Below are 26,003 nucleotides of genomic sequence, written 5' to 3' on the forward strand. Positions count from 1 at the left end.
AATGTCAGACACCACTAATCAACACATCCAGAGGTTCCTCAACCGAGTACGTGGGATGAAGTCTGAGGGCACCTATGAAGCGCGGTACAACGCCCTACAGAAGTATGAGACATGGCTCTCAGCGAAAGATCTCTCGGTTACTGAGGTAACACCCTTGGACATTGAGGACTACCTCACATGGCTATCTAATGAGGGCTATGCGCCGAATACCATCGACAGCTATTATGCTGCTGTTCGACTCCTCTATAAGTTTCTTCTCCGCAACAAGACGCTTGAGGAAAACCCTGCAGCTAATATCGATCAGGGGAACCTCAAGTCCCTCACTTCTGGGACGAAAAAGCAGGAGTCAGCAGTCAAGGCCTACGTTACCGAACCAGAGAAGGAGGCTCTCGTAGAGCATACCCCTACCCCTACACTGCGGAATCGGCTCATCATCCGGCTTCTATGGCAAACAGGCCTTCGGAGGAGTGAACTTGCGACCATTGAACTCAGCGACCTAGATCAAGACGAGCGCACCATCGACGTATACTCGCAAAAGACTCACTCCTCCCGCACGGTCTATTATCAGCCTTCTCTTGATTTCCTTTTAGAACAGTGGCTCTCCGGTGGCTACCGGGACTCCTACCCACCGGCTCCCGATAGCCCATATTTAGTCCCGAGCAAGCGGCGGGAACACATCGATAGCGATGCTATTGGTAGGATAGTTGTCCAGGCTGCTAAAAACGCAGACATCCAAGAAGTACTGTACCGTAATGCCGATGAGAAGCCGCGCTATCGGATTACAGCCCATGCTCTCCGACATGGTCTATACACTCGATCAAATCTGGAATCGATCTACGGCGGGTACAGCAGCATCTCGGCCATCAAAACCTGAGTACGACTGAACGTTACCTCCAATTTGTCGATGAAGACGTCAAGGAAGCCTACCAAGACTTTGTGTAGCACACTTAATATATTTAAATAGGTGTGCGATTTGGGATCGCTTCTCTTCGTCTATTGTAATAAATGGAAGATTCAAAACCACGGCACTGCGGTGTGGTTTAGAGATGGCTACCGTACAACAATACTGTAGACAGTATTGGGTGGCGGTAATACACAGTACTCCCTCATTCGCAATTGACTACCTCTATTGTTCAGAACTCACTGTCCAGCTATTTCACATGGGTCTAGTGTCTAATTCATAGGGGTACGCGTTAGACAATTCTTGCACAACCAAAAAGCAAAAAGTGACGCTTGGGAAATAGCTGGCTCACATTACATGACTGCTGGATTATCGGATGCTGTTGATAAAATACCTGAGCAGGAATTAGCTGAGTTGGTAGCTCAGCTAAAGCGCCGTAAAGGTGAGCAAGCAGAAGTAAAATCGACCGGAGAAAAGTGGTTTGTCCTCTCTGCTACTGACTCAGGAACTGACCTCATTTGGGTATTGGAAGAGGCGCCAAACCATGAACAGGAGCTACAGAAGTTTCGCTCCTTTGCGGAGAAGAAGAATGTTGACCGCCCGGTTTTGGCGAGTACCGGCCAGATTAATGGCAAAATTCGTAGAGCTGCCGAGTCTGTAGACGTTGATCTCCTAACTCGGGAAGACATTGTTGATGGAATTAAATCTGAGGATTTAGCCGAATCTGTTACATCAAGGTTCTTTGACGAATCTGGCGATAACACCCACGTAGAGGACCCCAATCCGTCTTCTAGCGGCTCACCACCAACGAGCACTCAAAAAGAGGATCGCTCTATTAGCGATATAGCTCTAGAAGCTTCAGGTAATGTAAAAGAAAAGCATCTCTCTGACACCGAAACTTCCCGCCCCATTTTGTCTTATCTCCACCCAGAAGAACAACTGCAATATCTCTTCTACCACTGGCGGAAAGGTGTACGAATTGAGGGTCCAAATGGGGATGTAGACACTCCATACAACACTGGAATCTTTAGCGCGAAGCGGAGGTACTTGCTAATAACTGACAAACGCGTTTTATTTATAGCGGGTGATCCAGATTCGAACGACGAATCCCTAGATATCCCTCATTCCAAAATCAAACGCGTAGAATCGGAATTGAAAATAATGAAGCAATTCCTCAAAATTGAAACTCACGACGGGCGAGTTATCACATTCTTTGATGGAGGGCATGAGGCTGAACATCTGCCTGACGCTAAAGAATATTTATCCAAGGAATTGAATCAGGCTGGTGGAGGCCCGGTGGGAACTCAGGAAAATGTGGAGAGAGAGGATTCTAACAATCATACTTCGGAAATAGATCCATTAGAGTCCTCAGATAAGTCAAAAAAGGACATTACCGTCGGCTTGATACTTTCTTACATTGTCGGTGCTGTAACCTTCTTAGGTGTATTTTTTGTTGATTACAGCGTTCCTGCATACATTCCTTTGTTCCTCTCTGGGGTCATAGTCTTCCCCCCGACAAGGAGGTGGTTAGAAGATTCATTCAATATCAAGATGAGCCGATGGCTCGTGGTGGTAACATTCGTTCTATTACAGATTATTGGTGGGGCACTGATGGGGCCATGATCGATCCGAGGTATCGGTAATTAACTAGCGATACACGTAGTTTTGCCTCTGCTCAGCAACGTCTGCTAATGTGTTGAACTTCTCCTCGAGCATCTCATCAATCATCACAAGGTCGCTGGATAGATCGGTTCGAAGTTCCCAATTGATCCCCTCGTTCCCACCACGATTTTTCTTAGTAAGATATCCAGCCTGACGGAGAATACGCAAGACCTTGCGAACTTGTTGTTCTCCAACACTGTCCTCTACCTCAAAGTGATCCTGCTCTTGGTATTTGCGGGTCAGCGCTTCAGAGACTCTTGACGCAGTAAATGGTGCCCCCTCTCCGATTCGGAAAGCAATCACTTCCAATATATCAGACGCCTTCTCATAGATGACGCCGCTTTGACTATGAGTGAGGGATTGTGGCCTTCCAACACCGGGATCCTCTGGGAGATATCTCTTTGCACTTGATAAGACGCTCTCCTTGTATGCCTGACCCCGCCCCCTCCACTTTGGAGGGGCAATGTATTCCATCATCGCAACGGTCTCTTCCTTTGAGCCAGTATAGAACCAAATCTTCTGAGCTAATGCCGTCTCAATCTTTGACCGATCTTCCCCATACTCCTGAAGGGTCGTGTTGGGCTCAACAGAGAGTTTCCCTTGCCCCCACCGAAGAAGTGCCTCCCCCTTCCGGTCATTCGCAACACCAATCTTCTGTCGCAGAGTCGTAATATCGGCCTCGGTTGCTCTTTGGACGTTCTTTGGAAGGTCTACCTCCCCGCTTGAACGGGTGGATGTAATCGAGGTTTGGTTTGACTGAGACGATTGGCTAGAGCTAGTTGACGGGTTGAGTTGGGGGTCCGACTTGAGTATTCCAATAAGCTCAGGTACAGATAGTTCTCTAAGGGGTGCATCGTTCTCGATTTCGTAATATCCCTCCTCTCGATTCTGACACTCGTGCCAGTCCTTATTACACTGCCAGAGCTGGCATCCTGGACCAACAACGTACTGCTTAGAGAGACGGGTTTCTCCAAAGGATCCTTGAGGATTTTCACTCCCAAACGCCCTCTCAGCGGCTTCTACAGATCTTTCTGGAACTTTGTAGTATAGATGAGTTCCATTATGCGGAGTTTGGACACGGAACGTATCAAATACCCCTCGATCACGGAGCTCCTCTACGAGTATCGGATTAGATGAATGTCTATAGCTATCAATATCAAAGACAAGTAGCCCGTCTCCGGCAATAACACCATAATTGAATCCTGCTCGAACCAGACCAGCTTGGCCCCCGTCAAACCTTAACCATCGGCCCCACATCTCAGCAGGGCTCTTACCCGCACGAGTGAGCCTGACTATCCGGTTCGACAGACTGATCGAAGACTCGCTTAATCTCTTACAAAGGGTTTTGAATCCACTCAATCGCTCAGCGCTAGCTTTACTTCTCTCGCTACGCTTGGTGTTTTTGCGGCTCATAGCTTTCCATTGTCTTTAGGACCCGAGGCTCACGCTTAGATAGGGACGATAGACACAAATAAAGAGAGAGCCCGTCAATAATGTCCGGAACGTAATTTTATGATCTATTGATTTTTAGATCGCGTAATCCCTCTTTTCTCTTTCCGAAGGTGCTAGGAAACTGCTCGTCGGCCTAATGTGAATACTAGTGCGGCTTCAATAATCGCTCCTGTCGCCGAAGTAACTACCCCTACGGTTTCCGCCTCCGGGGCTAAAGCCATATTTCCGTTTGAGAAGGTGAAGAGACGCCTCATTGAAAAGAGACTAACCCTAATTGCGCGACCCCAATTGACCTCGCCCGATAGGTCTAAATAAATTACAGAACCCGATTCTGTAGCAATCCCGAAATGCAAGAATAGGGCGGTAGAAATCGCCCAGACCACCAATCCAAATTTAATTACCTGTCGGGGGCTCTCTCCATATTTCATGAGGCGCTTTATTGCCGCATAACGAACCCAGGGGAATAGAAGCTTGAGCTGCTTCCTACGGCACTCTTTTTCACGAATATTATGATAACGGGCAGATTCTGACCCGGGGCTGGCACGATAAGCAGTTTTGATCTCGGAGTAGGTTCCCTGAGCTGATTGCAGATGTTCAATTTGTTCGGAACTCCCGCGCGCCCACTGATTTAAACGAGCTTTGAGTCTGTAAACGAACCTTATCGGAGCTAACAATCTGATATATATCCACCAGAAGACCCCGCTCATTTGACTTTCAATTGGTGAATCTGGTGGCTCATCATCGTGAGAACGGGCATTTTCCGAGTTTAGAGGCCTGCTGGATTCAACTCCGAACATAGTGTCATCTGTGGTAATGACTCCGACCCCTCTGATCACCCAATCAGGCTCAGCGAGCCTATCAGCCTGATATTCTGACATCAATTTAGTGCCAAGGTCAGTGTTCTCGTCTAGGGTAGCACCTGAGAAACGGGTATCAGTCAACTGTGCCTCTAAGAAATCGGTGGCAGTTATATCTGAGTCAGAGAATTTTGTCCCATCCAAATCGGCCGCTCGAAATGTACAATCTCTCAGAGTCGCATTTATAAAGCCACAATTGTCCAAATTACTCTGGAAGAATACTGTGTCAACAATCGTTGCGTCATGGAACTCTGCCCCACTCCCTCGGGCGTAATTCATTCTAGTGCTCGTAAGGGTTGCATCATGGAACGTGGTCTGAGGAATCCTGCTTTGAGAAAATTTTGTTTGATTACATGACGCGCCATCAAAGCAGGCTTCTCTCAAATTTGCGTCACCGGAAAAGTCCGCCCGAGTCAGGTCAGTTTCACTAAAGTCCGCGTCCCGTAATAGGGCACCACTGAAACAGACATCTTCTAAGGTTGAACCACTAAAATTTGCTCCAGGGAGCTTTGCCCCCTCGAAATCAAGATCTGAACCATCCTCGATATCGAAAAGCTGAACATTTGGGATTGGTTGATCATGCTCAGCTATTGCTTCATTTATTTTGTCGTGGGGCTTATCGGAAACCTCGGCATGCAGAATACAGTAATTCTCTTCAGATTCCTCCCAAGGAGATAGGCCACATTGTCTATTGTACCCATGGCTTGTATCCCGTGTTGCGGGGGAGAATGCACACGGAGGGCCATTGGGAATTGACATCTCTTATCTACCCGAAAACAACCCCATCCTCCTAAACCCCTACCTTGGGAGATTATTTTCTAGCACTCGCTACCAACTTTAATATGGTCGCATGATTGATTAGTCTCATGGCCGTCTTCGAGGTTCCGAAGGAGCAACCTGAGGATGAAACCTATCCTGATGAAGCGATACGATCATCGTTTGATGATATCGAGGAATTCAACGAATACCTCACGTCGTACTACTTCCGGAATATAGATTCTGCTGACTTGCACCTAGTTCCCGGCGTAACCCAGCTTAGTAGCGATGAATTTGTGGAAAAGCTAGGTCGTCGGGAATGGCATATTGATGAAGAGTATGGGAGTGTAAAACGGATTAGCCACGACCCATACGGGGAGGGGGGCCATGCCGGGGCATATTTTGCCAGAGATGACGATTCTGGATATTTCATACTTTACACCAATGAGCCCAAGCGAAAATACGTTGATAAGGTCATCATCTCAGATCTAAGAGTAACGTATCAGACTAACCGACTTCATGCTCCAGCCTATAGAATTGAAGATCTCGTAAATGATCTCACGACTGCTGATGATGACACCCCTCCAGCTGATGTCCCGTATGCTGACCAAGTTCATTTAAAGCGGTCTGAACGCTCTGAAATCAAATCTCAGAGGGACACGGATAACAAGAGGACAATAAGTTACTGGGGCGACGATGCTGCTTCCATTGTGACTGAATTCCGGCGCGAATTTGGGGTTTTAGTAGATTCCATCAAGCTGAGATTTCCTGACTCAACAACTCCAACAGACCAATTGGTTTTCAAAATTGGCAGGAGTGGTGTATTAAAACTCATAAGGGGAGATTTGAACGATATGTTGGAAAAAGTAAATCCGATAATCGAGCAGACGCTCGACGTAAAGAGAGCGTATGATGATACGGAAACAGATCGAATCGAACTTGCTGGGACTGATACTGAGATCTCACAATCCAGTCCTGCTTTGATCACTCCCGGAGACGAAGACCGATTCACGAAGGATGGGATCCAGGCATCACTCGATGCTCTCGGTAGCAAGAGCTTCATCCCGATTGACACATATATTGAAACTGATCCATTATATTATAATACGACAATCTACCATGTCGGTAAGAGAATCTACTTCGATATCAGGGGCGATGGAGGTGCACTCCGGATTTTCCCACGTGCCGGCGAAGAAGAGCTCAAGACTTTCTTCGGGGTTCTTGAGGCGGTTCAGAAAAACGCAATCAGCAGCGCTGAGACCCACTCCGTAACGGAGGTTGGTCAGTAAGATGAATGTTCAAGGTGCTGCCCACGGCTGGAAAGAGGCGAAATCCGAATTTGAGGAGGAAGTATCTAACCCAGAGGAGGAATTGGCCACTGATGACATTGAAGACTTAGACGAAGATAGTGACCGCATATCTCAGAAAATAGACGAATTTGAAGATGAGATCTCACTGTATGACCGTCGTTTCAACCTACGTGCTACCTTGACCTCTGCGTTTGAACACGGTGGAAAATTGTATTCCGAATGTGATTGGGAGCTGATTGAATCACTATCTTTCACACATCACGAATCGGGGCCTGCAGACCTCTTTGTTGCTCATAGCAACACCCACGGCACGATTATTCTGCTTGCTCTTGTCAAGGAAGAGAATACGACTGATACGTACCACCGAATTCAGGACCTATGCGAGTATGTCGACGAGGAATTAGATAGCGTCCAAGATGAACTCTCAGTGGAAATTGATGAAGACAACATCGAGGGCGCTATAGCGACTACAGGGGTCAGCCCAGAGGCTGTGGCAGGCGAAATGGGGCAACTCAACGGGGAGAGCCCTGTTTCAGTTTGGGAACTTGAGAGCGGAAACGATCAAAAAATCACCGTAATTGAGGATGTTGACGGGGTCAGCTGGTCCGGTCATACTCCGAACGGCACTCTCGGAAACTTATTGTCTGAAGGACAGGAAGTTGCCAATACTAAGCAACTGGGTATCAATATCTTCTACGATTCCCATCACCACCAACTGATACGTCATTTGCCCGCCTTCTTGCACAATAAACACTTCCATGATGATCGGAAGAATTTCTATTTCGATAAAGACGAGCTCATCCAATTCTTGCTACAAACAAAGGGTGATGTGAATCGTAACAGTGCCGGACCGCGTGCGAAGAACCTTATCGAGTGGTGGAGTCATGTCGGTATAATCACCGATGCATCGGATCCAGAAAATTACAGTGACGACGTAGACGTGTACTCTCTTCCAATTAGTGTATTAACTGAAGAAAACATTGAGGGGCTGGTTACTAACTACAAGAAGAAAGTAGCGAGAACTCTCCTAAAGAAGGGAGTCCATGAGTCCATGGGAGAACCTCAGAACCCATCTGCGGAAAGTTAAGTTTCCTAAGCTGGTTGCTGGTCCTTCTTAGAAGGCTTAATTAGTGCTCTCCAGGTATTCGTAGGAGAATACCAAAATGAATCGTTCGTGGTCTAACCGGCTGTTTGTACAACCGATGCTTAGGTGGTCGTAGTTATGCCCAAGATAAGCGTCGAGGTGCCCGCGGAGTTACTCACCGACCTCGATGATCACGTCGGCGAAGACGGAAAGTTCGTGAACCGTAGCGAGGCGATCCGGGCGTCAGTCCGGAAGACGCTGGATCTCCTCGACGAAATCGATCAGCGACACGGGAGGGTCGAGAATGAACACTAACCAGGAGACGGTATCGATCCCGCTGCCGCAACTCGGTCTGATCGCGGTGTTCGTCACCGCATTAGTCACCTCCCAGGTTACCGCGAGCAAAGTCATTGGGATCGAGTTGCCGGTCTCGTTGCCATTCGTCGAGTCGATGATACTCGTTCCCGCAGCGGCGTTTGCCTATGCGGTGACGTTCTTCGCCTCCGATTGTTATGCCGAACTGTACGGCCGGCAGGACGCGACCCGGCTGGTCAACGTCGCCTTCGCAATGAACCTCGTCTTGCTCGGTCTCGTCTGGCTGGCCATCGAAGCACCCATCTTCGCCAATTCGCCGGTCGACCAGTCGGCATTCTCGGACGTGCTCGGGTCCAGCACGGGCATCGTCGTCGGGAGCATGCTCGCCTATCTCGTCAGCCAGAATCTGGATGTCTTTACCTTCCACTGGCTTCGGGACCGCACCGACGGGCAGCTGTTGTGGGTACGTAATCTCGGCTCGACGCTGACCAGCCAGGCGGTCGACACGGTGATCTTCATCACCATCGCGTTCATCGTCTTCAAGGGCGTGGCGTTGGGCGATGCACTCGGGTTGATCGTCGGCCAGTACCTGATCAAACTCGGCGTCGCGCTATTTGACACGCCCTTCGTCTATGCCGTCGTCGGATTCGTCCGGCGTCGCGACCGCTCGCCCTCGCCTGTGATGGGCGACTGATCGATCGACGCGCTCACGTGACTGAGCGGTCGCGTTCTGGTTACGTATCGACTGGATGGGCAAAGGCGTAGCGCGGTTTGACGTCGTCGACCCGGACCGTCAGCGTCTCGCCTTCGCTGACCCCCGAGACGAACAGCGTGAAGTCCTCGACTTTGGCGATCCCGTCGCCTTCCTGCCCTTCGTCAACGATGTCGACCTCGACGGTGTCGCCCTCACGAACGGGTGCCGTCAGGCGGCTCTTGCCGACGAGATAGAGTTCCGAGGAGGAATCCCGCGAGGCATCCGGACGCACCTCACGGACATACTCGAACTCCGCCTCGATATCGTCTGTCAGGTCGTCCAGATCGCGGCCGTCGAAAACCTTCACCGCGAGATCGCCACCGGCATCGAGGACGTCTAGTGCCACGTCCAAGGCCTGGCGAGCGAGGTGGACTGACCGGGCGTGATCCAGATCGTACTCGCCGGTGACGTTCGGGGCCATGTCCGAGAGCACGAGGTTGACCGACCCGACTGATTCGGTGATCGCTTCGATGGTCGAGTCGTCGGTGATGTCGCCACGGATCGTCTCGACGAGGGCAGCAGGGTCATCCAACGGGTCGATGCGCTGGCGATCGACGCCGACGACGCGGCCGCCCTCGCCGACGCGTTCGGCGGCCACCTGGAGCCACCCGCCGGGGGCCGCTCCGAGGTCGACGACCGTGCGGTCCTCGCCGAGCAAATCGGCGGTCTCGTCGAGTTGCTGGAGTTTGTAGGCCGAGCGGGCGCGATAGCCCTCCTGTTTGGCGCGGTTGTAGTACTCGTCTTTGCCGCTCATGGCACTGTCACCTGGGGTTGTGCGCTGGTCTGTCTCGGTGCTGCAAACGAAAGTGCGATCATACCGGGAGAGACGCCGTGCAAGCGGAAAGGCACATCGAATGTGGCGTGCGTGTCTATTGAAACGATCCCCACAGCGCGTCGAGACCGAGGGTAACCGCCGACTGGACGGAATCAATCGAGCCCGGGTCACGAAGCCCGACGACCCCGTGCTCCACATCCCGCAACCGGAGTTCTACCCCCTGTTCGAGCGGCACCAACCGCATCCGCCACGATATTGGCGCTGTCGAAGGCGTCGTCGTGTTCGGTACCGTCGCTCGCGGCCGGGCCGACCGCCAGAGTGACAGGTACCTCTGGGTGCTCGCCGACGATCGCGCCGACCAGCACCGCGCCAACGAACTGGCGAAGGAACTCGGGACGGAGCGATTCGACGGCGACCGCTACGAGCTCCAGATCTTCGTCGAGACGCCTGAATCGGCCCGCGGCCACGCTGGCCGTCTCGAAGACGTGTTCACCGACCCAATCACGCTCGTCGACAGCGAGACGCTCCGAAATCGCAAGACAGAGGTGTTGCGCGGTGCCTGACGAACCAGACGACCTCGACGAGACCGTCGCGCACCCGAGGACGCGTTCCGGGAGCAACTGGGGCGGCCGGACTACGAGGCGTGGCTCGACCCAAACGATCATGATGCAATTCCCCGCTCGGAGTTGGACGAGCGGAGCGTGTCATAGAATCGTTCGCAGGTGCTCAGTAACGGGTTTGGGTCTTGGTCTGGATTCGGTCAGCGGTAGTTGCTGGCTCTGAAATTGTAGAAAAGTATATGGATTATGCAGCTGAACGATTGAACGTGTCAGAACAGCCCTCCACAAGGTCAAATACCCTGGTCAGCACAGAAACCAAGATTACAGCAGTCTTCGTCATACTCGCTCTCGTATTGGTGTACGGCACAACAGCTGTGACTGATAAGCAATGGGTTCACTTCGCCGTGCTCATCGGCGTTGGCGTCATCGTCCCGACATTCATCAACGAATGGCGTAACTAATCGGATTACGAACTCGACAATTGGACAGACAGACCGTCCAAAGCGTTCTATGACACGCTCCGAGCAAGTTGGTTTCTCGGCAAACGAAGGAGACGTGACCGCCCGGAGTCCAGAGAACAAGGGAGTCGTGGCGGTCGCGGGCGACCAGATGACGACAGAATCGGATACCCTTTGATCGGTATGGCCGGATCGATGCGGAACGGTACACCGCGCATCTGGCCACGGCCTTCGTTTCGTCAGTGACGTCGAGAATACTCCTTCGAACGCGCCAGACTGACAATCGTGCCCAGCGCAACATGAAGTCTTTTTAAATGATGCGATCGTATCCGATTTCAAGATGTTCAACGCCATCGTGAGCGCGGATACGTTGCGGACGGCGCTGGATTCCGTCAGCGTGCTAGTCGAGGAATGTAAGCTCCGGCTGGAGGAAGACGGACTAGAGATCAGGGCCGTCGATCCGGCCAACGTGGGGATGGTCGATCTCTCGCTGTCGGCGGCAGCCTTCGAGTCCTACGAGACTGATGGGGGTGTCATCGGTGTGAACCTCTCGCGACTCGAGGACATCGCCGGGATGGCCGAGGCGGACCAGTTGATCCACCTCGAACTCGACGAGGAGACCCGCAAACTCGAGATCGCCATCGACGGCTTGGAGTACACGCTGGCGCTGATCGATCCGGACTCGATCCGTCAGGAACCCGACCTGCCCGACCTCGATCTGGCCGCCGAGATCATCCTCGAAGGGCGAGACGTTAACCGGGCCGTCAAGGCTTCGGACATGGTGTCCGATCACATCGCGCTGGGGGTCGACGAGGCCGAAGATATGTTCTACGTCGATGCGGAGGGCGATACCGACGACGTTCACTTCGAACTCGGGCGCGAGGATCTGATCGATCTGACCGCCGGTCCGGCCCGATCGCTGTTCTCGCTGGACTATCTCAAGGACATGAACAAGGCGATTCCGAGTGACGCCGAGGTACGCATGGAACTGGGCGAGGAGTTCCCCGTGAAGATGCACTTCGACATCGCCGAGGGCCAGGGCACGGTCACCTACATGCTCGCCCCGCGCGTCCAGAGCGACTGATCGCTGGGCCTCCCTGTTCATTCAGCACGACTGTTCGTCCGGCCCGCGCTCGCAGGATCTTCGAATTCTCCCGTGCGACGTCGAACGCCCGTCTGACGCATCGTTTTGTGTAAGAAGTCCCAAAGTTCAGGTATGCCGAGCCTCGGCGACGCCTATAGCGATTCCCGATGGGGAGATCGCGACCCCAGACAGATCTTGGGGGGGACTGCCGTCTTTGCCGCCGGAGCCATCGCAATCGTCGCTGCGATCGGGCTGGTGACGACGCCGCTGTCGGCTGTGTTCGACCTCGGTGAGACTGGTACCTACCGCGTCGCCGGGATCGTCGCCGGCCTGGGCGTGCCAGCCGCGTTCCTTGGTGTCGTTGCTGTACTCCCGACCTCGCGCCGCCAGCGCGTCGGGGTCGTCGTCGGGGCGGCGATCGCCGTGGGCGGCGTCGGGCTGTTTGCCCACGCCTACCCCACACACTGGACAGCGAGTTCCCAGAATTTGGCGTTTCCGACAGCCGTCGTCTATTTCGTCGGTGGGTGTCTCGCGCTCTGGTTCGTTTTCACGTCGATGGCCGGCGCGCACGTCCGGAACAATCCCCACGGAACGGTTCGACTGCGGGTTACCCGCCAGGGCGAAACCAGGACCGTCGAGGTGAGTCGCGACGACTACCAGCGATACGCTCGCGCGATCAGCGACGGCGGGGAAGAATCCCAAGTGATCCGGGAGATAGAGTCGAAATATGACGACTGATACGGGATAGTGTCGATTATTTCCGGATGGTGCCGACCTCGGGTCGGCGGATACCGGGACATCACGACAATCATCCGTATAAATTCCGTTGCTCGTCGCTAGTTCGACCGATCCGTTGTCGGGGTTACTCCCGAGGGTTTATTCGCCCGCGGTGGCAATCCTGCCGTCGATGGAGCCACGCCACGCGCGATATCCGTTTCTGGGCTCGGCCAGAAAGGCTGTCGAAGCGGCCGACGTCGATCTCGCGGCTGTCGCCCGTGAGAGAAGGTCAGCGGTCGATCGCGGTCGCGAGCGGATCCTCTCGGGGCTGTTCGAGGGGACGGTCGGCGAGACCCACCGCCGACCACGCGTGGAACTGCTCTCCTATCCGGTGGCCCGCGTGCTGGTCTCGCTGGTCGACCAGCCAGCCCTGACCCACCGATACGCCCGTGCCGAGGCCGCAGCGGCCCACGAGCGCTTTCAGGAGGATTTGACAGCCACACAGTTCCGTTCGACGGACGGACAGCAACTGACGCTTGCCACGTTGCTTTCTGAGTTTGATCTCCGCGGGGCGATCGAGCCGCGTGAGACGACCAGCCTGGACGATGCCGAGCGGTTTTCCATAGCAGTCGGGACCTATCTGGAACTTGCGGCCGGCCAATACGGCGACGACTGGCGACTGGTCAACCGATCGCTTGCCGACGGACGCGTCCCGATCGACCGCGAGGAGTTGCTCGAATTACTCCGGGCAGCCGTCGAAGAGCGGGTGCTGGACGGACTGCCCTTGAACGTGCCCGATCCGATCGCTGACAGCCTCACCGAGGACGTCGAGGCCGTCAGCGAGCGCCTCGACGAACTCGATCTGACCCGGGACATCGACACTGTCGTGCCCGAACTGTTCCCGCCCTGTATGACTGCCTTGCTCGATCAGGTCCAGAAGGGTGAACACCTCGCCCACCACTCGCGGTTTGCGATCACCTCGTTTCTGACATCGATCGGGATGACGACTGACGATATCGTCGAGCTCTACGAGATAAACCCGGGCTTTGGCGAAGAGATGACGCGCTACCAGACCGATCACATTCGCGGCGAGACATCGCCGACCGACTACTCACCGCCCGCCTGTGCGACCATGCAATCCTACGGCGACTGCGTCAACATGGACGACCTCTGTGAAGAGATTTCCCATCCTCTGTCCTACTACGAGGCGAAATTAGAGGATGCCGACGAGGAAGAAGTGATCGATTGGCGGGAGCGCGATGGCGACGAGTGACCACCGGGAACAAGGAGACATCGATTCGAGCGAGCGGGGAGTGAAACGACTCGCGAGCCGCGAGGGCGAGCAAAGCGAGCCCTCGGAATGAGCGAGCGGGAGTGACTGTAGGGAGCGAGACGCGAGCCGTGAGGGTGAGCAGAGTGAACCCTCAGAACAAGCGAGCGAGGAACGAAGTGACTCGCGAGCCACGCGGTCGAACGGAGTGAGACCTCGTTGCTCGACGAGTGCCCGGTCACGAGCGGAACAGTCTTCAATCCTCAACTCGCGTCGATATCTCCAAAGCGGCTGGAGATCCATAGCCCAGCACCCGAAAGGACGAATACGAACCCGAGCAGTGCGGCGACCAGCGCATATCCGCCGTTTTCAGTCATCCTACCGTTCGTCGAGAAAGACGTACTCAGGACCGCCAGGACACCGAGGAACGCCAACACGACGGCGATAGAGACTCCGATCTGTAATTGCGTTTTTCGGTCCATGCTGTGCTGAGCGTTCCGCGGGACGCCCGAAAAGCGCTTCGAAGCGCCGTTGACAGCCACCGGTCCCCGTGTGATGTGGGGCCCCTAGAGACCCATGATTCGTATGGACGCATACCGGAGCCGAGCCGCAGCAAATCTTAAAGGACCGACATCCACCATGCCCACGAGGACGATCGGATTCCACTCGCACCCGATCCGCGGTCGAGGCCGTCTACGTCGGTGACGTGGCCCGGGAGACCCGGCCAAAGCGCTACGCGTTTCCACTCTCGCGACTGGAACGGCGTCGGATAGAGGCCGTCGGAGGGTCACAATCCAGCGATAGAGACGAGCGGGGCGAACCAGCAATGAGCGGCGACACGGCCGACGAGTACCGGATCGCCTTCGAGTGATCGGTCAGGCCTCGTCGCCGTCGAATTCTGTCAGGTTCGTCCGTTCACTTTCGCCAGTCAATTCCGCGAAGTCAGTCCCCTCGGCGAGTGCTGTTTCCTTCTTGACCCGATAGCTACCCGCGTCGGTGGTATAGAGATCAGCCGGGTGGAAGAAATACCAGTCTTCACGGTCAAAGCGAACACCGATGCGGGGTTTCGCGCCGAAGTTTCGCGCGAAGTAGACGAGATTTTCGACTTCCTGGCCGTCGAGATAGATCGGATCGCCGGCACTGGATTTGGCCTCGACGGCGTAGAAGTCCTCCCCGTCGCCCGCGAGCACATCCGGGAGTTCCCGCTCGGTCGCAGAGCCGCTGGCGGGCGCTCGCATCACCGCGAAGCCGGCCTCGTCGAGTTCGTTGACGAGTTCGCGCTCCCGGCGGTCACCTTTCGCGTTCGAGTTTGCCATTGTCGGGATCTGGCCGGCCGCGGTCTTGAACGCGTCGGCTGCCGTCCCGCAATGCCAGCGTGGCTGTCAGGGTCACGCCTCGTCCCGGACAGTCACGACCGGCACCGATGCCGTTCGGACTGTCTTCTCGGCGACGCTCCCCAGGAGGATCCGGTCGACACCCCGCCGGCCGGTCGTACCCATCACGACCGCATCACAGTCGTGGAGGTCGATCGCCGTGAGGATTTCCTCGTCGGCCGTGCCACTCTGGACGTGAGTCTCGACGGCTACGCCACGCTTATCGGCCATTGTAGCAACGTCCGCGACCGCGTCCTGAGCGCCCTGGTCGAAGGCACCCTGTGTCACGCCCGAGCGAACGTCCGGCCCGAGTGCGGCCGTCTCGACCGCCGAGACGGCGTGGACGGTCGCCTCGACGGTCGCCGCGAGGTCGATACCGTGGCGGGCGGCCCGCGTTGCGCCCTCACTGCCGTCGGTCGGAAGCAGGATCCGCTCGTAGGGGAACGCGAACGTGTCGTCCTCTTGCATTCGAGCCGTGAGGACGGGCACGTTCGAGAGTCGAACCACTTTCTCGGTGACGCTGCCAAGCAGGTACCGCGACAGTCCCTGGCGGCCGTGGGTCGGCATCACGATCAGGTCGTAGTCGTATTCGGCGGCGTACTCGACGATCGTCTCGGCGGGACTGCCCTGGACGACGTCGGTCGAATACGTGACGTTCAGCGTCTCCAACGTCTCGCCCGCGTCGTTGACGATCCGTTCGCCCTGTCGGACGAGTCCGTCGACGACGCCTTCTTCGGTGAGCGTGACGCTGTGTTGCTCGGTATCGGCGACGTGCAGCAACCGGATCTCGCTGTCGAGATAGTGAGCGATCTCCCCGGCGTGGTGGAGAGCTTCGGCGTTCCCGGTTGTGTCGTCGACGGGGAGGAGGATCTCCTCGTACATCTCATGTATCACGTTAGCGCGTTGCGCACATAAACGTCGACCACTGAGCGTCTGGAATTTCAGATCGGTTCGATGTCTGGCTGTTGGTCGTGGCTGTCATGGTCGCTGCTTGCGTCATAGTTGTCTTCTCAATCCGCGCCAGCGTGTTGCGTGCACGCTTGACCTGCGACAGAAACGCCTATGCCCGGCCCGCCCCCGTAGTTGAACTACGCGTGGCAAAACAAGCCGAGAGCGACGCCGGGGTGCCCGTGGCCGATGTCCTGCCCGATTTCGCCGACGCCTTTCCGTTCGACCGGTTCAACGCGATGCAGGCAGAGACGCTGCCGGCACTGCTCGAAACTGAGGACAACGTCGTCGTCAGCGCGCCGACCGCAAGCGGCAAGACCGCCGTCGCCGAGGTCGCGATCTCGAAGACGATCGAATCTGGCGGCACGGCCCTGTTTCTCGCGCCGCTACGTGCCCTCACCAACGAGAAGGAGAGCGAGTGGGAGCGCTTCGAGGAGTTGGGCTACTCCGTCTACGTCGTCACCGGCGAGCGCGATCTCAACCCGCGCCGGGCCGAGCGCGCAGACGTCCTCGTCATGACCCCCGAGAAGGCCGACTCGGCGACCCGCAAGCACGACTCCAGGCGGTACGGGTTCGTCACCGACGTCGACTGCGTGGTAATCGACGAAGTCCACCTGCTGGATGCCGACCGGCGCGGGAGTGTTCTGGAAGTCACGATCTCCCGTCTTCGGCGGCTCTGTGCCCCCCGAATCGTCGCTCTCTCGGCGACGATGACCAACATCGAAGACGTCGCCGAGTGGCTCGAGGCCCCGGCCGACGCCACCTTCGCCTTCGGCGACGAGTACCGTCCCGTCCCGCTGAATGCTGACGTCAAGACCTACAGCCACGGTGACAACGCCTTCGCCGATAAGTACCGGCGACTCTATCGGGCGCTCGATCTCGCCGAACCACACCTTCGGGAGGATGGGCAGGCACTCGTGTTCGTCTCCTCGCGACAGGATACCGTCCAGGCTGCCAAGAAAACCCGCGACGAACTCACCGAACGGGATATTCCCGTCGGGGCGCGTGGCGACTACGACTTTCACAACGACGCCTCAGATCTCAACAACAACACGCTTCGGCAGTCGGTACTGGACGGCGTCGGCTTCCATCACGCCGGTCTCTCCCGAGAGGACAAGAACCGCGTCGAGCAGTGGTTCCGCGAGGGGAAACTGGCGATCCTCTTCTCGACGTCGACGCTGGCCTGGGGTGTCAACCTGCCCGCTCGCTGTGTGGTGATCCGCGATACGAAACTCCACGACCCCCTGGAAGGAGAAGTGGACATGAGTCCACTCGACGTCTTGCAGATGCTGGGACGGGCCGGTCGTCCGGGCTACGACGACCAGGGCTACGCCTGGGTCATCGCCGACCGGAGTGACGCTGACAAGTACCGGCGCTTGCTCCGGGATGGCAAGGAGATCGAATCCCGTCTCGCCGAGAGTTTGGATGCCCACCTCAACGCCGAGATCGCAATGGGGACAATTCGGGATCTGGATGATGTCCTCGACTGGCTGGAAACCACCTTCTATTACGTCCGGGCACAGGCTGCTCCGGATCGCTACGAGGCGGCCGGATCGCTCCGGGAGCAAGCCTCCAGTGCCCTCCGCGGGCTGGTCGATCGTGGATTCGTCGAAATGGACGACGACCTCCGTGTGTCGGCGACGCCGCTGGGTCGGCTCGCCTCGCGCTTCTACCTTCGGCTCGATACGGCCCGGCACTTCGCCGACCTCGCCGCGGCGGCGAGCGAGCAGGACCTCTCCGAGCGGGACGCCCTGACGGCCGTCGCTGGGGCTGGCGAGTTCGACAGCGTCAGCGCCCGGACCGACGAGCGCGACGCCGTGCAGGCGGTCCTGGGCGAGGCCAGCGAGCCAACCACCATCCTCGACGTGGATCTCGATGCCGGCCAGCGGAAGGTCCTGGCCATCCTGGAGGCGAGCATGCAGGGGACGACGCCGGCAGAACTCCAGAGCGACGCCTGGGTCATCCGACAGAACGCCAATCGCTTGCTTGCGGCGTTGCGTGCCTTCCTCGACGAGTTCGACGGGTCACGCGGGGCCAACCTCGCACGGCGTGTCGAAGCCCGCGTCGAACACGGGATCGGAGCCGATGCAGTCGGCCTGACGGCGATCGATGGCGTCGGGTCCGGGCGGGCGAGCAAACTCGCCACAGAGGGACTGGCGACGCCCGCAGACGTCGTTTCGGCGGGCGTCGACGGCCTCGTCGAGGCGGGCCTGAGTGACGGTGTCGCCGAGCGTGTCCGCGACAGCGCGGCCGAACTGCCAGCCATCGACGTCGAGTGGGCTGGCTTCCCTGATTCGATCCCCCACGGCGAGAACGAGATGTGCGAAGTGACCGTCCACAACTCGGCTGGCGGCGCACGGGCTGGCGTCCGCGTCACGGTCAATGGCGTCGAGATGACGACAAGCGAGGCCTACCTCGGTGAGGAGACGCTTCCCGTCGGCGTCTTCGGCGGCGACACCGAAGCACTCGAATTTGCCGTGGAGGTCGCGTTCCCGGAACTCCCGATCAAGCCCGTCGTCGAGACGCGGACGGTCGAGGTTGGATACTAACGGAACCTACGTGCTTCGGCTGTCAGTCGGCAACTCGTCTAGCCTGATGGACGTTTCCATCGGTCGGTTCGTACTCGGAAACTGGTAGTGCTCGTCGCTGTCGTACTCGGTTCTATGAGGATAGGAGCTATCGAGGAACTGGATTTAGGTCGACGATCGAATGACCCTATTCACTTCACCGATCACGAGCGTGACGATCAGACCGACAGCCATACCGACAGCGACCCCTCCAAAGAACGTCTTGGACGAAATCAAGACGATCGACACTGCCAAAAATATCATAATTCCGACCCCATATGGCCGGTAGAAGCATTCGAGTGTTTCGACGTAGGACATTCCAATGATAGCTCCTCCAGCGGCCCCACCCAGTGCGAGGGAAACAAGCGGAACCTCCAGCACTGTTTGATCGACCGCATCGAGAACGATGTACCCGACTCCAGCCGCAACAATGATGAGTCCGAGATAGAGCACAAAGAATTGCCAGTCCTCGATTCGGTGTCGATACGCAGTCATGGTATGTTTGAATATGTCTATATATACCAAAATATCTTTACAAGCGCCCAGGGTGGCCCAGGCTATAACCGACTGGAATCAAATTAGGCATTGTGACTCCGTAGCCAGTACCACCTTTGGCACCGCTCATCGTCTGTGTATGGCCAAGTGCACTTTTATCAAATTCGATCGCACCGATGGTGTATTCCGTATAATCGGTCAATAGCGCGGCACCACCGATAACAAGAGTGACAGCAGCAGTAAGGGCGGCGGTAGCTGGGCCACCCAGCGAAGAGCTGCCGATAGCTGTGCTCAGCGCACCAATCACTGCGCTAGCACTCAGCTCGTCCAATTCGTCATGTAGTTCGAAGGCAATTCGGTCCCGTCTATGCGTGTAGTCATATGCACCGCACTCCCCATTCGTGTTCTTGTAGATATCAAATCGTTTGATTACGTCTTGATTATCGCCCATGGCTGATACCTGTTTTTCGACAGTATCCTGTGACCTTACTCCTGTATTAGACGTCAATGATTGGTACTGTGGGCCGGATATCTGTGTCACTTGGACATTTCCTTGGTCAGTGTCTGCTTGCCCAACATAGCGGTCTTTCGTCCCATCGTTGTCGATCGTGACTGCTACAACAGCCTTACCTTTTTTATCAACAATCGTATTCAGTTCGAGTACTCGATATTTCCGTTCTTGTTTTGGAGAGTGGCTGCGCCGCTTTCGTGCAGCCCCAACACTGGAAAACAGCCCTGTTCCTGTTGCCACTGCACCCAGTTTTAACATCTCGCGTCGTGTCTTTTGTGACATACAGATTGTATGAATGTTTGGATAGCATAAAAAATTTACTATTTAAAACTATATTTAATTCTAATCGCCATATTCGATCTCAGGAAGTAGGTTTTTTGATTGGAACGCTCTTGAGAAGGAGATTGTTGATAGGGAGAGCTGCGACTAAAAGTCGAAGAGGGCAAGGGCACCGCGCCAGCGGTGCCCGATATGTTCCCAATAAGTCGATTCGTGTCGGAATCGGCTGCAGCGGACCTGCTGCAACAGGTTCGCTGGCGTGATGGTGTCGAGTGCCCCCGCTGCCGTTCTGACCTGACTGCCTTGTTGAATCCACAGAAGGCGTAGCGATCACTCCTTGATGGCCGAAAACGCCGTCTCGGCCATCCAGCGTTGCCCGTAGAGCCCGCTGTCCAACCGTGCGTTGTGGGCGTGGTCGTAATGCGCGAACACCCGGTGTTTGATCAGCGGTCGGACACCCTCTGAACGGAGGGTGTCCCGCAGTGATTGATCGTCGTAGCCCTTGTCACCAGCGAGACTCTCAATCTCGTCGGTGTTGCGTAGCGCCACCTGACGGCCCACCTGAGTGTCGTGAGACCAGTGTGCCGAACAGTGGACGTCGAGGACGGCACACGAGTCCGTGTCAATGAGGGCCGTCGTTTTGAGCGTCCGTATGTGGCGATCCGACCGATCGAGGTAATGGCTGGATGCCGCTTGCCGGTCGAAGAACGTAGCATCCACAGCGCCATGCTCGCCGGGATCGCAGGCGGCCGCCGAGCGGTCGAGCAGTTGGCGCCAGACACGGGTGGGCACCCGCTCGAAGGACCGCCACAGCGTCGAAGGTGCCGGGAACGCGGTGCGGGCCAACTGCAAGATGGCCCGAACTCGATCCATCTCGCTCGCCCAATCGACGATTTCGCGGTAGGTTGCATCCATGTGAATCCGGAGAAAATGCAGCGTCAGATGCTTCCAATCGGCAAATCCGTGGCCAACCGGGTCGCTCACCACCGGCGTGGGGCTGGCAGCACAGCGCTTTTGAGCCAGCGATGCGGCTTGTTTAACGAAGCAGAAGAGGACTTCAGGCACATTCACTCTCCCCGCTTCGCTTCCACCTTCAGAGCGACGCTATCCTGCTGCCATCATCGGATTCAACAGAGCAGTAGAATTTGAAAGCGTTTGTACGATCACCGCACGCAGTCGTGCAGTCATCTGGGCGATGCTCTTCAAATTCTACTATAATCGAGCGGGTCCCGTGACCCATCAAGCATCGTTACTTTCGAATTCTGGATTGGACCTGACCTTGCCCGTGGGCGTCTTCGGCGGCGACGCCGAGGAACTGGCCTTCCGCGTCGAGGTCGCGTTCCCCGAACTCCCGCTCTGTCCCGTGATAGCGACCAGGTCGGTCGACATCGTGTGATCGGCTGTGGGTTTCTGGCCTTTGCTCCGTCCCATGAACGGGCTTTCGTGATCCACACATATTATAACGGATGAAGGAAACGTCTTGCCCGTACCATGGAAGCCGATCCGGGCCGTTCCGAATCGAACGCAGTACCGCCGCGTGATACCCTCGCTCTCGTGTTGTTTGTCGGATTATATCTGGGCCGTGGAGTCGGCGTGTTCACGTTCGAGACCACACTCGAAGGGATGCTAGTCATCATCCTGTTATATCAGGTATTTTCGTGAATATACTACCTCGTATGCACTCCTCTCATCGAGATGATCACGACCGAATCTTCTCTCGGAGAGATGACTCTCGGTCGTCGCGACTCCAGAACTGCTGATCGTTCCCTGACTTCTCGTCGGTCAGCATTTCCCCCGCTTGGCGCTTCTCCGCAGGGTTGGCGTGCCTCATTTCGTGGTGGGCCCAAAAGCCCAGCCCAGAGCGGAACTGCGAGGAGGGCGGGTGCACTGTTGACGCCGTGAGTTCGTCTACGTCGACGAGACGAGGGAGATACTTCGTGAATTCGCATTCAAACCTACCGTCATGAAAACTACCACGACGGGTTCGACCTCTCCACCAACCTCCAGACCGGACCGAGCCACACCCCGATATTGATGTCAGATCCGACTACGAATATACGTGGGCGATGACACCGGGTTGGCTCGACCTCGAAATCACTAACTCAGTGTTTAAGGTTGATCTCTCCACTGGAGACAGTTGGACCCTTTATCCATCGGCGGACCCGTAGCTTACGGTGGACTCCGCCCTTCTAGCAAAACTGCTGACAGCCATCGTGGCCGATCGAATTCACCGGGGTCTTTGGAAGTGATCAGGGCCCGTTGATCGGGCGCAGTTTTCGTGTTCACGTGGTTCGATAGCGCTCGTATGTACTCGCGTTCGAAAATTATAACCGCACTTCGTGTCAATATTTACTCATGGATAGGAGTTCGGATAAACGGATTCAAGCGATTCTCGTTTTGGTGTGTTTGCTGGTTGGTATGAACCTCGTCTGGATCCATCGCGCGCTCGGTTGGGGAGCGGCGCTCACTGGGATCGTACTCGGATTCGTCATTTCCATGGTCGCTTTCGTCGTTACGACGCCTCTGGACTGATAGCAACAGCAATCGTCGGGAAAGACAGAGAATTATCCGGAAAAACAGCCGCTTTCGATCAGTTGTCGCCGGGGCTCGGCTCCGCGGCCTGGTCCGCGGTGTCGGCGGTCACCTCCGCGTTGCTCACTTCGAACTGCTCGACCAGTGCTTCGAGGTCGTCGGCGAGCCCGGCGACTGACCGGACATTCTCCGAAACCTGACTGAGCGAACTGGTCTGTTCCTCGGTCGCAGCCGAGACGTTGCTGGCCTCCGCGGCCGTTTCCTCGCTGACGCTGGAGACTTCGTCGACCATAGCCACGACCTCTTCGGTCGAGGCGGCCTGGTCGTCGGTGGCGTCGCTGATCTCCTGGACGCCGACTGCTGCTTGTTCGGCCGCCTCCTCGATCTCCTCGAAGAAGTCGATGGCGTCCTCGATCGTCTCCGACCCGCTCTGGACCTTCTCGGCCATGCGCTCGATGTCGGTGACGGTCTCGTCCGTCCGGGACTGGATCTCCGTGATGAGGGACTCGACTTCCTCGGTCGCCTGGGCTGCCTCGCCAGCGAGGCCCTTGATCTCGTCGGCGACGACGGCAAAGCCCTCGCCCGCTTCGCCGGCGCGGGCGGCCTCGATCGAGGCGTTCAGCGCCAGCATGTTCGTCTGCTCGGCGATCTCGCTGATCATCCCGACGATCTCGTTGATCTCGTCCATCTCCGAGCGGAGGGTTCCGACGCCATCGACCGCCTCGGTTGCCTCCGCTTCGATCTCCCTAATCTCCGTCGAGGCCGCCCCGGCCTGCTCGCTTCCTTCCCGGGCACGATCGGCCGCCTCCCCCGCCGTCTCGGCCACGTCGACCGACGAGGAGGCGATCTCCTCGACGGTCGCGGACATGTCGTTCATCTCGCTGGCGACTTCCTCTAGGTTCTCGGACTGTTCGTCGGCCCCGTTTGCGATCTCCTGGACAGACCGGGCGACATCTTCGCTGGTCTGCTCGATCTCGGTCGCACTCGTGGCCACCTCGTCGCTGGCGACGCTCACCTCCTGGGCGATCGACTGGACGCGAGCGATGCTCTCCTCGACCGCGTCCAGTCCCTCTGCGATGTTCGCCAGCACGTCGCCGTACGCGCCCGGTCGATCGGTATCGAGCTCCTGGTCGAGTTTCCCCTCGCTGAGATCCCGACTCACGGCGCGCAATTGCTCGAAACTCGCCGATAGCTCGGCGAGTCCGGCGTCGAGTTCGGCCATCACCCGGCCGTACTCGCCAGGGAGGTCGGTATCGAGGTCCTGATCGAGGTCGCCGTCCCGGAGGTTCCCGCTCGCCCGGCTGATCTCCCCAAAGCTGGTCCCCAGCTGGTCCATCCCCGCTTGCAGGTCCTCCATGATCGCACCGAACTTCCCGGGAAAGTCCGTCTGGACCTCGTCGTCGAGGCGCCCCTCACCGAGTGACTCGCTGACAGCCTCGATCTGTTCGACCTGCCGGTTCAGATTCAGTCGCATCTCTTCGAAGGCCTCGACCATCTCGCCGATCTCGTCGTCGCCGGCCGAGATGTCCTCGCCGTTTTCGAACCGACCCTGGGACAGTGCAGTCGCCCGGTCACGGACCTGCTCGATCGGTTTCGAGATGTATCTGGCCGCGCCGTACCCGGCCACCGCAACCCCGAGGGCTGCGATGGCGAACACCAGCAGGATGAGGTTCCTGGCCGAGGCGGCCGTCTCGTCGAGGGCCACTCCCAGTGCCGCGACGGGACCGGTGACGTCTGACTCCGGAACGGTCGCGACGAGCGTGAACTGCTTCATCCCGAGATCGAGGGGTGCGTAGGCGACGTATCGCGTTTCGTTGTCCGACCCGTCGGTCTGTCTGGTGTACGTGGTCATCCCTGACTCGCCCGAAAGCATCTGGCTCCCGGCGATGTCCGCCAACTCACTGCCGTAGGCACCGTCCGCGACGGCCGCTCGCTCGGTGACCTGCTCGCGGTCCGGATGGCTGACGATCTCTCCGTCACCGTTGAGAACGTACAGGAAGCCGTTCTCACCGACCGTCACCCGGTCCGTGGTCTCGGTGACGATGGAGTAGTTGAACTTGGCGGCGATCACTCCCTCGAAACTCCCATCACGGTACACTGGGGTGGCGACGTACTGCTGTTCGTGTCCCTCACTCGTCTGGATTTCGCTGAAGTGGACCTGGTCTTGGCCGCCGCTTTTGGCCATCGTGAACCAGTCCGCCTCGGCGTAGGACTGGCTTTCGTTGGCTCCCGAGGTGACTTCCTCGCCCGAGCGGTCAGCGTGAATGATCTCGGATCCGTTCGGTCCCGCGAACGTGAGCTGGTCATAGGCCAGGCGTTCGTTCTCGCCGACGGTGATCGTCCGCGTCAGGAGGTACCGCTCGAAGGACCGTTCCATCTCGCGTTTGGCGTCTTCGAGAGCCGTCTCCTGGAGTTCGTGATAGTAGACGTTCGGTGCCAGGATCCAGTCAAAGGGCTCGTAGTAGGTGTAAGCGATGAACTTCGGGAGCTCGGGGTTGCCAGCCTGGGTCGTATCCTCCCAGAGATACTCGGCCACGCCCCAGTCTTCGCCCGCCCGGATCGTGTCGCTGGACTGAATGTTGGATTTGACCTCCTCAAAGACGGTCAAGGTTCCCCCACTATCTTCCTTCAGGTTGTGGCCGTCCTCGAGGCTGTGGTGGACGATGATATTCGACTCAAGGTCAGTGATGTAGGCGTACCCGGTATCACCGATGTATCCCGGCTCGAACGCGTCGGCCATGGTGCCGTTCATCTGGATTCCATCGCCCGTTGTCCCGCCGATCAGCGCCTCGACTTTCCGTTCGACCTCGCGCTGTTGTGCAGGAGCTAACTCGTCGAATGCTCGGCCATCGTACTCCGCGTCGAGTATCTTCTGGACCGCACTGTCGATGCCGCTGTGCATCTGCAGCGCCATGTAGCCCAGTTGTGACTGGCTAGAATCCTGAATTAGTTCCAGTTCCCCTTCGCTTGCAGCCAGGTAGTTCTCCATAGCCGAGGCACTCGACAGCGATCGGACGTCGACCTGGCGCTGGTTGAACAGATTCTGGATCCCCTCCTGTCTGGCCGTCACACTATTGTTCAATTGGTCGGTGATCTCGTTTTCGAGGGACGCACCACTGCGGTCCTGAGCGTCCTGATTGAGCCGGTCCATCCCGTCAACCGCGAGAAATCCGACGCCGGACAACGGAATCAGCGAAATCGCTAAGAAGAGCGCGATGAGCTTGAGTCGAAGGTTCATACTGTCATTCGCCTGATGGGGTATTTAACCTCTTACGCCGAATTTTTGATTGCGATAATTGGTAGGTCGAATATACACCCCATCGCACACATTCAGCTTACGGGC

Annotated in this window: 24 protein-coding genes and 2 pseudogenes; 16 read left to right on the top strand and 10 right to left on the bottom strand. The window is 56.7% G+C overall.

Annotation, left to right across the window (positions count from 1 at the left end; all coding sequences use genetic code 11):
- The first annotated feature begins 1 nt into the window (after nucleotide 1).
- Together HZR20_RS03875 and HZR20_RS03880 are read left to right on the top strand one after the other, a co-directional pair.
- A pseudogene (locus HZR20_RS03875) lies at nucleotides 2-942 on the top strand (tyrosine-type recombinase/integrase).
- Between the two features lie 316 nt (nucleotides 943-1,258).
- Nucleotides 1,259-2,524 (top strand): PH domain-containing protein, encoded by a 1,266-nt coding sequence (locus HZR20_RS03880; RefSeq protein WP_181685279.1) that lies wholly within the window; start codon nucleotides 1,259-1,261, stop codon nucleotides 2,522-2,524.
- A gap of 24 nt (nucleotides 2,525-2,548) precedes the next feature.
- On the opposite strand, the gene HZR20_RS03885 is transcribed toward HZR20_RS03880, so the two are convergent.
- Both HZR20_RS03885 and HZR20_RS03890 read right to left on the bottom strand, forming a co-directional pair.
- Complete coding sequence (locus HZR20_RS03885; RefSeq protein WP_181685280.1) at nucleotides 2,549-3,976, bottom strand: bifunctional DNA primase/polymerase; 1,428 nt, start codon at nucleotides 3,974-3,976, stop codon at nucleotides 2,549-2,551.
- Nucleotides 3,977-4,128: 152 nt separating this feature from the next.
- Entirely contained in the window at nucleotides 4,129-5,631 is a 1,503-nt protein-coding gene (locus HZR20_RS03890) for a pentapeptide repeat-containing protein (RefSeq protein WP_181685281.1), read from the bottom strand.
- Nucleotides 5,632-5,738: 107 nt separating this feature from the next.
- Between HZR20_RS03890 and HZR20_RS03895 the strand changes: the two genes are divergently transcribed.
- The 4 genes from HZR20_RS03895 to HZR20_RS03910 all read left to right on the top strand — a co-directional run bounded on the left by HZR20_RS03895 (nucleotide 5,739) and on the right by HZR20_RS03910 (nucleotide 9,031).
- Complete coding sequence (locus tag HZR20_RS03895) at nucleotides 5,739-6,917, top strand: hypothetical protein (protein WP_181685282.1); 1,179 nt, start codon at nucleotides 5,739-5,741, stop codon at nucleotides 6,915-6,917.
- Between the two features lies 1 nt (nucleotide 6,918).
- A complete protein-coding gene (locus HZR20_RS03900; RefSeq protein WP_181685283.1) occupies nucleotides 6,919-8,025 on the top strand; it encodes a hypothetical protein in 1,107 nt (368 codons plus the stop codon).
- A 135-nt stretch (nucleotides 8,026-8,160) separates the two neighbouring features.
- The gene (locus HZR20_RS03905) at nucleotides 8,161-8,337 is read left to right on the top strand and encodes a ribbon-helix-helix domain-containing protein (RefSeq protein ID WP_181685284.1); all 177 of its coding nucleotides are present in this window, start codon (nucleotides 8,161-8,163) and stop codon (nucleotides 8,335-8,337) included.
- Complete coding sequence (locus tag HZR20_RS03910; RefSeq protein ID WP_181685285.1) at nucleotides 8,327-9,031, top strand: queuosine precursor transporter; 705 nt, start codon at nucleotides 8,327-8,329, stop codon at nucleotides 9,029-9,031. The genes HZR20_RS03905 and HZR20_RS03910 overlap by 11 nt, the downstream gene beginning before the upstream one ends.
- Nucleotides 9,032-9,071: 40 nt before the next feature.
- Here HZR20_RS03910 and HZR20_RS03915 read toward each other — a convergent pair whose 3' ends face one another.
- Complete coding sequence (locus HZR20_RS03915) at nucleotides 9,072-9,845, bottom strand: 23S rRNA (uridine(2552)-2'-O)-methyltransferase (RefSeq protein ID WP_181685286.1); 774 nt, start codon at nucleotides 9,843-9,845, stop codon at nucleotides 9,072-9,074.
- A 299-nt stretch (nucleotides 9,846-10,144) separates the two neighbouring features.
- Between HZR20_RS03915 and HZR20_RS03920 the strand changes: the two genes are divergently transcribed.
- The 6 genes from HZR20_RS03920 (at nucleotide 10,145) to priL (ending at nucleotide 13,958) form a co-directional block, all read left to right on the top strand.
- Complete coding sequence (locus tag HZR20_RS03920; protein ID WP_181685287.1) at nucleotides 10,145-10,429, top strand: hypothetical protein; 285 nt, start codon at nucleotides 10,145-10,147, stop codon at nucleotides 10,427-10,429.
- A 263-nt stretch (nucleotides 10,430-10,692) separates the two neighbouring features.
- The gene (locus tag HZR20_RS03925) at nucleotides 10,693-10,887 is read left to right on the top strand and encodes a hypothetical protein (protein WP_309484890.1); all 195 of its coding nucleotides are present in this window, start codon (nucleotides 10,693-10,695) and stop codon (nucleotides 10,885-10,887) included.
- Between the two features lie 49 nt (nucleotides 10,888-10,936).
- Complete coding sequence (locus HZR20_RS14445; RefSeq protein ID WP_258560333.1) at nucleotides 10,937-11,062, top strand: hypothetical protein; 126 nt, start codon at nucleotides 10,937-10,939, stop codon at nucleotides 11,060-11,062.
- 162 nt (nucleotides 11,063-11,224) lie between these two features.
- On the top strand, nucleotides 11,225-11,968 hold the full coding sequence (locus tag HZR20_RS03930; RefSeq protein ID WP_181685288.1) for a DNA polymerase sliding clamp: 744 nt from the start codon (nucleotides 11,225-11,227) through the stop codon (nucleotides 11,966-11,968).
- Between the two features lie 132 nt (nucleotides 11,969-12,100).
- Nucleotides 12,101-12,706, top strand: a complete 606-nt coding sequence (locus HZR20_RS03935) for a DUF7139 domain-containing protein (protein WP_181685289.1) — start codon at nucleotides 12,101-12,103, stop codon at nucleotides 12,704-12,706.
- Nucleotides 12,707-12,875: 169 nt separating this feature from the next.
- The gene (gene priL, locus HZR20_RS03940; RefSeq protein ID WP_181685290.1) at nucleotides 12,876-13,958 is read left to right on the top strand and encodes a DNA primase regulatory subunit PriL; all 1,083 of its coding nucleotides are present in this window, start codon (nucleotides 12,876-12,878) and stop codon (nucleotides 13,956-13,958) included.
- Nucleotides 13,959-14,218: 260 nt separating this feature from the next.
- Here the strand turns inward: priL and HZR20_RS03945 are convergent, their stop codons facing one another.
- Entirely contained in the window at nucleotides 14,219-14,437 is a 219-nt protein-coding gene (locus HZR20_RS03945; RefSeq protein ID WP_181685291.1) for a DUF7472 family protein, read from the bottom strand.
- Nucleotides 14,438-14,661: 224 nt separating this feature from the next.
- On the opposite strand from HZR20_RS03945, the gene HZR20_RS03950 reads away from it, so the two are divergent.
- The gene (locus HZR20_RS03950) at nucleotides 14,662-14,826 is read left to right on the top strand and encodes a hypothetical protein (protein WP_181685292.1); all 165 of its coding nucleotides are present in this window, start codon (nucleotides 14,662-14,664) and stop codon (nucleotides 14,824-14,826) included.
- A 4-nt stretch (nucleotides 14,827-14,830) separates the two neighbouring features.
- Here HZR20_RS03950 and hjc read toward each other — a convergent pair whose 3' ends face one another.
- The gene (gene hjc, locus HZR20_RS03955; RefSeq protein ID WP_220132640.1) at nucleotides 14,831-15,271 is read right to left on the bottom strand and encodes a Holliday junction resolvase Hjc; all 441 of its coding nucleotides are present in this window, start codon (nucleotides 15,269-15,271) and stop codon (nucleotides 14,831-14,833) included.
- Nucleotides 15,272-15,343: 72 nt separating this feature from the next.
- A complete protein-coding gene (locus tag HZR20_RS03960; protein WP_181685293.1) occupies nucleotides 15,344-16,210 on the bottom strand; it encodes a universal stress protein in 867 nt (288 codons plus the stop codon).
- A gap of 242 nt (nucleotides 16,211-16,452) precedes the next feature.
- Between HZR20_RS03960 and HZR20_RS03965 the strand changes: the two genes are divergently transcribed.
- A complete protein-coding gene (locus HZR20_RS03965) occupies nucleotides 16,453-18,825 on the top strand; it encodes a DEAD/DEAH box helicase (protein WP_181685408.1) in 2,373 nt (790 codons plus the stop codon).
- A 144-nt stretch (nucleotides 18,826-18,969) separates the two neighbouring features.
- Here HZR20_RS03965 and HZR20_RS03970 read toward each other — a convergent pair whose 3' ends face one another.
- Both HZR20_RS03970 and HZR20_RS03975 read right to left on the bottom strand, forming a co-directional pair.
- The gene (locus HZR20_RS03970; protein ID WP_181685294.1) at nucleotides 18,970-19,338 is read right to left on the bottom strand and encodes a hypothetical protein; all 369 of its coding nucleotides are present in this window, start codon (nucleotides 19,336-19,338) and stop codon (nucleotides 18,970-18,972) included.
- A gap of 37 nt (nucleotides 19,339-19,375) precedes the next feature.
- A complete protein-coding gene (locus tag HZR20_RS03975; RefSeq protein WP_181685295.1) occupies nucleotides 19,376-20,131 on the bottom strand; it encodes a hypothetical protein in 756 nt (251 codons plus the stop codon).
- Nucleotides 20,132-20,320: 189 nt separating this feature from the next.
- On the opposite strand from HZR20_RS03975, the pseudogene HZR20_RS03980 reads away from it, so the two are divergent.
- A pseudogene (locus tag HZR20_RS03980) lies at nucleotides 20,321-20,428 on the top strand (transposase); the annotation flags it as partial.
- Between the two features lie 30 nt (nucleotides 20,429-20,458).
- Here the strand turns inward: HZR20_RS03980 and HZR20_RS03985 are convergent.
- Nucleotides 20,459-21,199 (bottom strand): IS5 family transposase, encoded by a 741-nt coding sequence (locus HZR20_RS03985; RefSeq protein ID WP_309484891.1) that lies wholly within the window; start codon nucleotides 21,197-21,199, stop codon nucleotides 20,459-20,461.
- A gap of 160 nt (nucleotides 21,200-21,359) precedes the next feature.
- Between HZR20_RS03985 and HZR20_RS03990 the strand changes: the two genes are divergently transcribed.
- A complete protein-coding gene (locus HZR20_RS03990; protein ID WP_181685297.1) occupies nucleotides 21,360-21,524 on the top strand; it encodes a hypothetical protein in 165 nt (54 codons plus the stop codon).
- 1,194 nt (nucleotides 21,525-22,718) lie between these two features.
- Here the strand turns inward: HZR20_RS03990 and HZR20_RS03995 are convergent.
- Nucleotides 22,719-25,898 (bottom strand): methyl-accepting chemotaxis protein, encoded by a 3,180-nt coding sequence (locus tag HZR20_RS03995; RefSeq protein ID WP_181685298.1) that lies wholly within the window; start codon nucleotides 25,896-25,898, stop codon nucleotides 22,719-22,721.
- Nucleotides 25,899-26,003: the final 105 nt, after the last annotated feature.

It is taken from the genome of Halorhabdus salina (assembly GCF_013839425.1).
GTDB classification, from domain to species: Archaea; Halobacteriota; Halobacteria; order Halobacteriales; family Haloarculaceae; genus Halorhabdus; species Halorhabdus salina.

Coding starts and splice junctions, on each gene's coding strand:
- HZR20_RS03880 (WP_181685279.1), top strand. CDS start 1,259: ATGACTGCTGGATTATCGGATGCTGTTGATAAAATACCTGAGCAGGAA.
- HZR20_RS03885 (WP_181685280.1), bottom strand. CDS start 3,976: ATGAGCCGCAAAAACACCAAGCGTAGCGAGAGAAGTAAAGCTAGCGCT.
- HZR20_RS03890 (WP_181685281.1), bottom strand. CDS start 5,631: ATGTCAATTCCCAATGGCCCTCCGTGTGCATTCTCCCCCGCAACACGG.
- HZR20_RS03895 (WP_181685282.1), top strand. CDS start 5,739: ATGGCCGTCTTCGAGGTTCCGAAGGAGCAACCTGAGGATGAAACCTAT.
- HZR20_RS03900 (WP_181685283.1), top strand. CDS start 6,919: ATGAATGTTCAAGGTGCTGCCCACGGCTGGAAAGAGGCGAAATCCGAA.
- HZR20_RS03905 (WP_181685284.1), top strand. CDS start 8,161: ATGCCCAAGATAAGCGTCGAGGTGCCCGCGGAGTTACTCACCGACCTC.
- HZR20_RS03910 (WP_181685285.1), top strand. CDS start 8,327: ATGAACACTAACCAGGAGACGGTATCGATCCCGCTGCCGCAACTCGGT.
- HZR20_RS03915 (WP_181685286.1), bottom strand. CDS start 9,845: ATGAGCGGCAAAGACGAGTACTACAACCGCGCCAAACAGGAGGGCTAT.
- HZR20_RS14445 (WP_258560333.1), top strand. CDS start 10,937: ATGACACGCTCCGAGCAAGTTGGTTTCTCGGCAAACGAAGGAGACGTG.
- HZR20_RS03930 (WP_181685288.1), top strand. CDS start 11,225: ATGTTCAACGCCATCGTGAGCGCGGATACGTTGCGGACGGCGCTGGAT.
- HZR20_RS03935 (WP_181685289.1), top strand. CDS start 12,101: ATGCCGAGCCTCGGCGACGCCTATAGCGATTCCCGATGGGGAGATCGC.
- priL (WP_181685290.1), top strand. CDS start 12,876: ATGGAGCCACGCCACGCGCGATATCCGTTTCTGGGCTCGGCCAGAAAG.
- HZR20_RS03945 (WP_181685291.1), bottom strand. CDS start 14,437: ATGGACCGAAAAACGCAATTACAGATCGGAGTCTCTATCGCCGTCGTG.
- hjc (WP_220132640.1), bottom strand. CDS start 15,271: ATGGCAAACTCGAACGCGAAAGGTGACCGCCGGGAGCGCGAACTCGTC.
- HZR20_RS03960 (WP_181685293.1), bottom strand. CDS start 16,210: ATGTACGAGGAGATCCTCCTCCCCGTCGACGACACAACCGGGAACGCC.
- HZR20_RS03970 (WP_181685294.1), bottom strand. CDS start 19,338: ATGACTGCGTATCGACACCGAATCGAGGACTGGCAATTCTTTGTGCTC.
- HZR20_RS03975 (WP_181685295.1), bottom strand. CDS start 20,131: ATGTCACAAAAGACACGACGCGAGATGTTAAAACTGGGTGCAGTGGCA.
- HZR20_RS03995 (WP_181685298.1), bottom strand. CDS start 25,898: ATGAACCTTCGACTCAAGCTCATCGCGCTCTTCTTAGCGATTTCGCTG.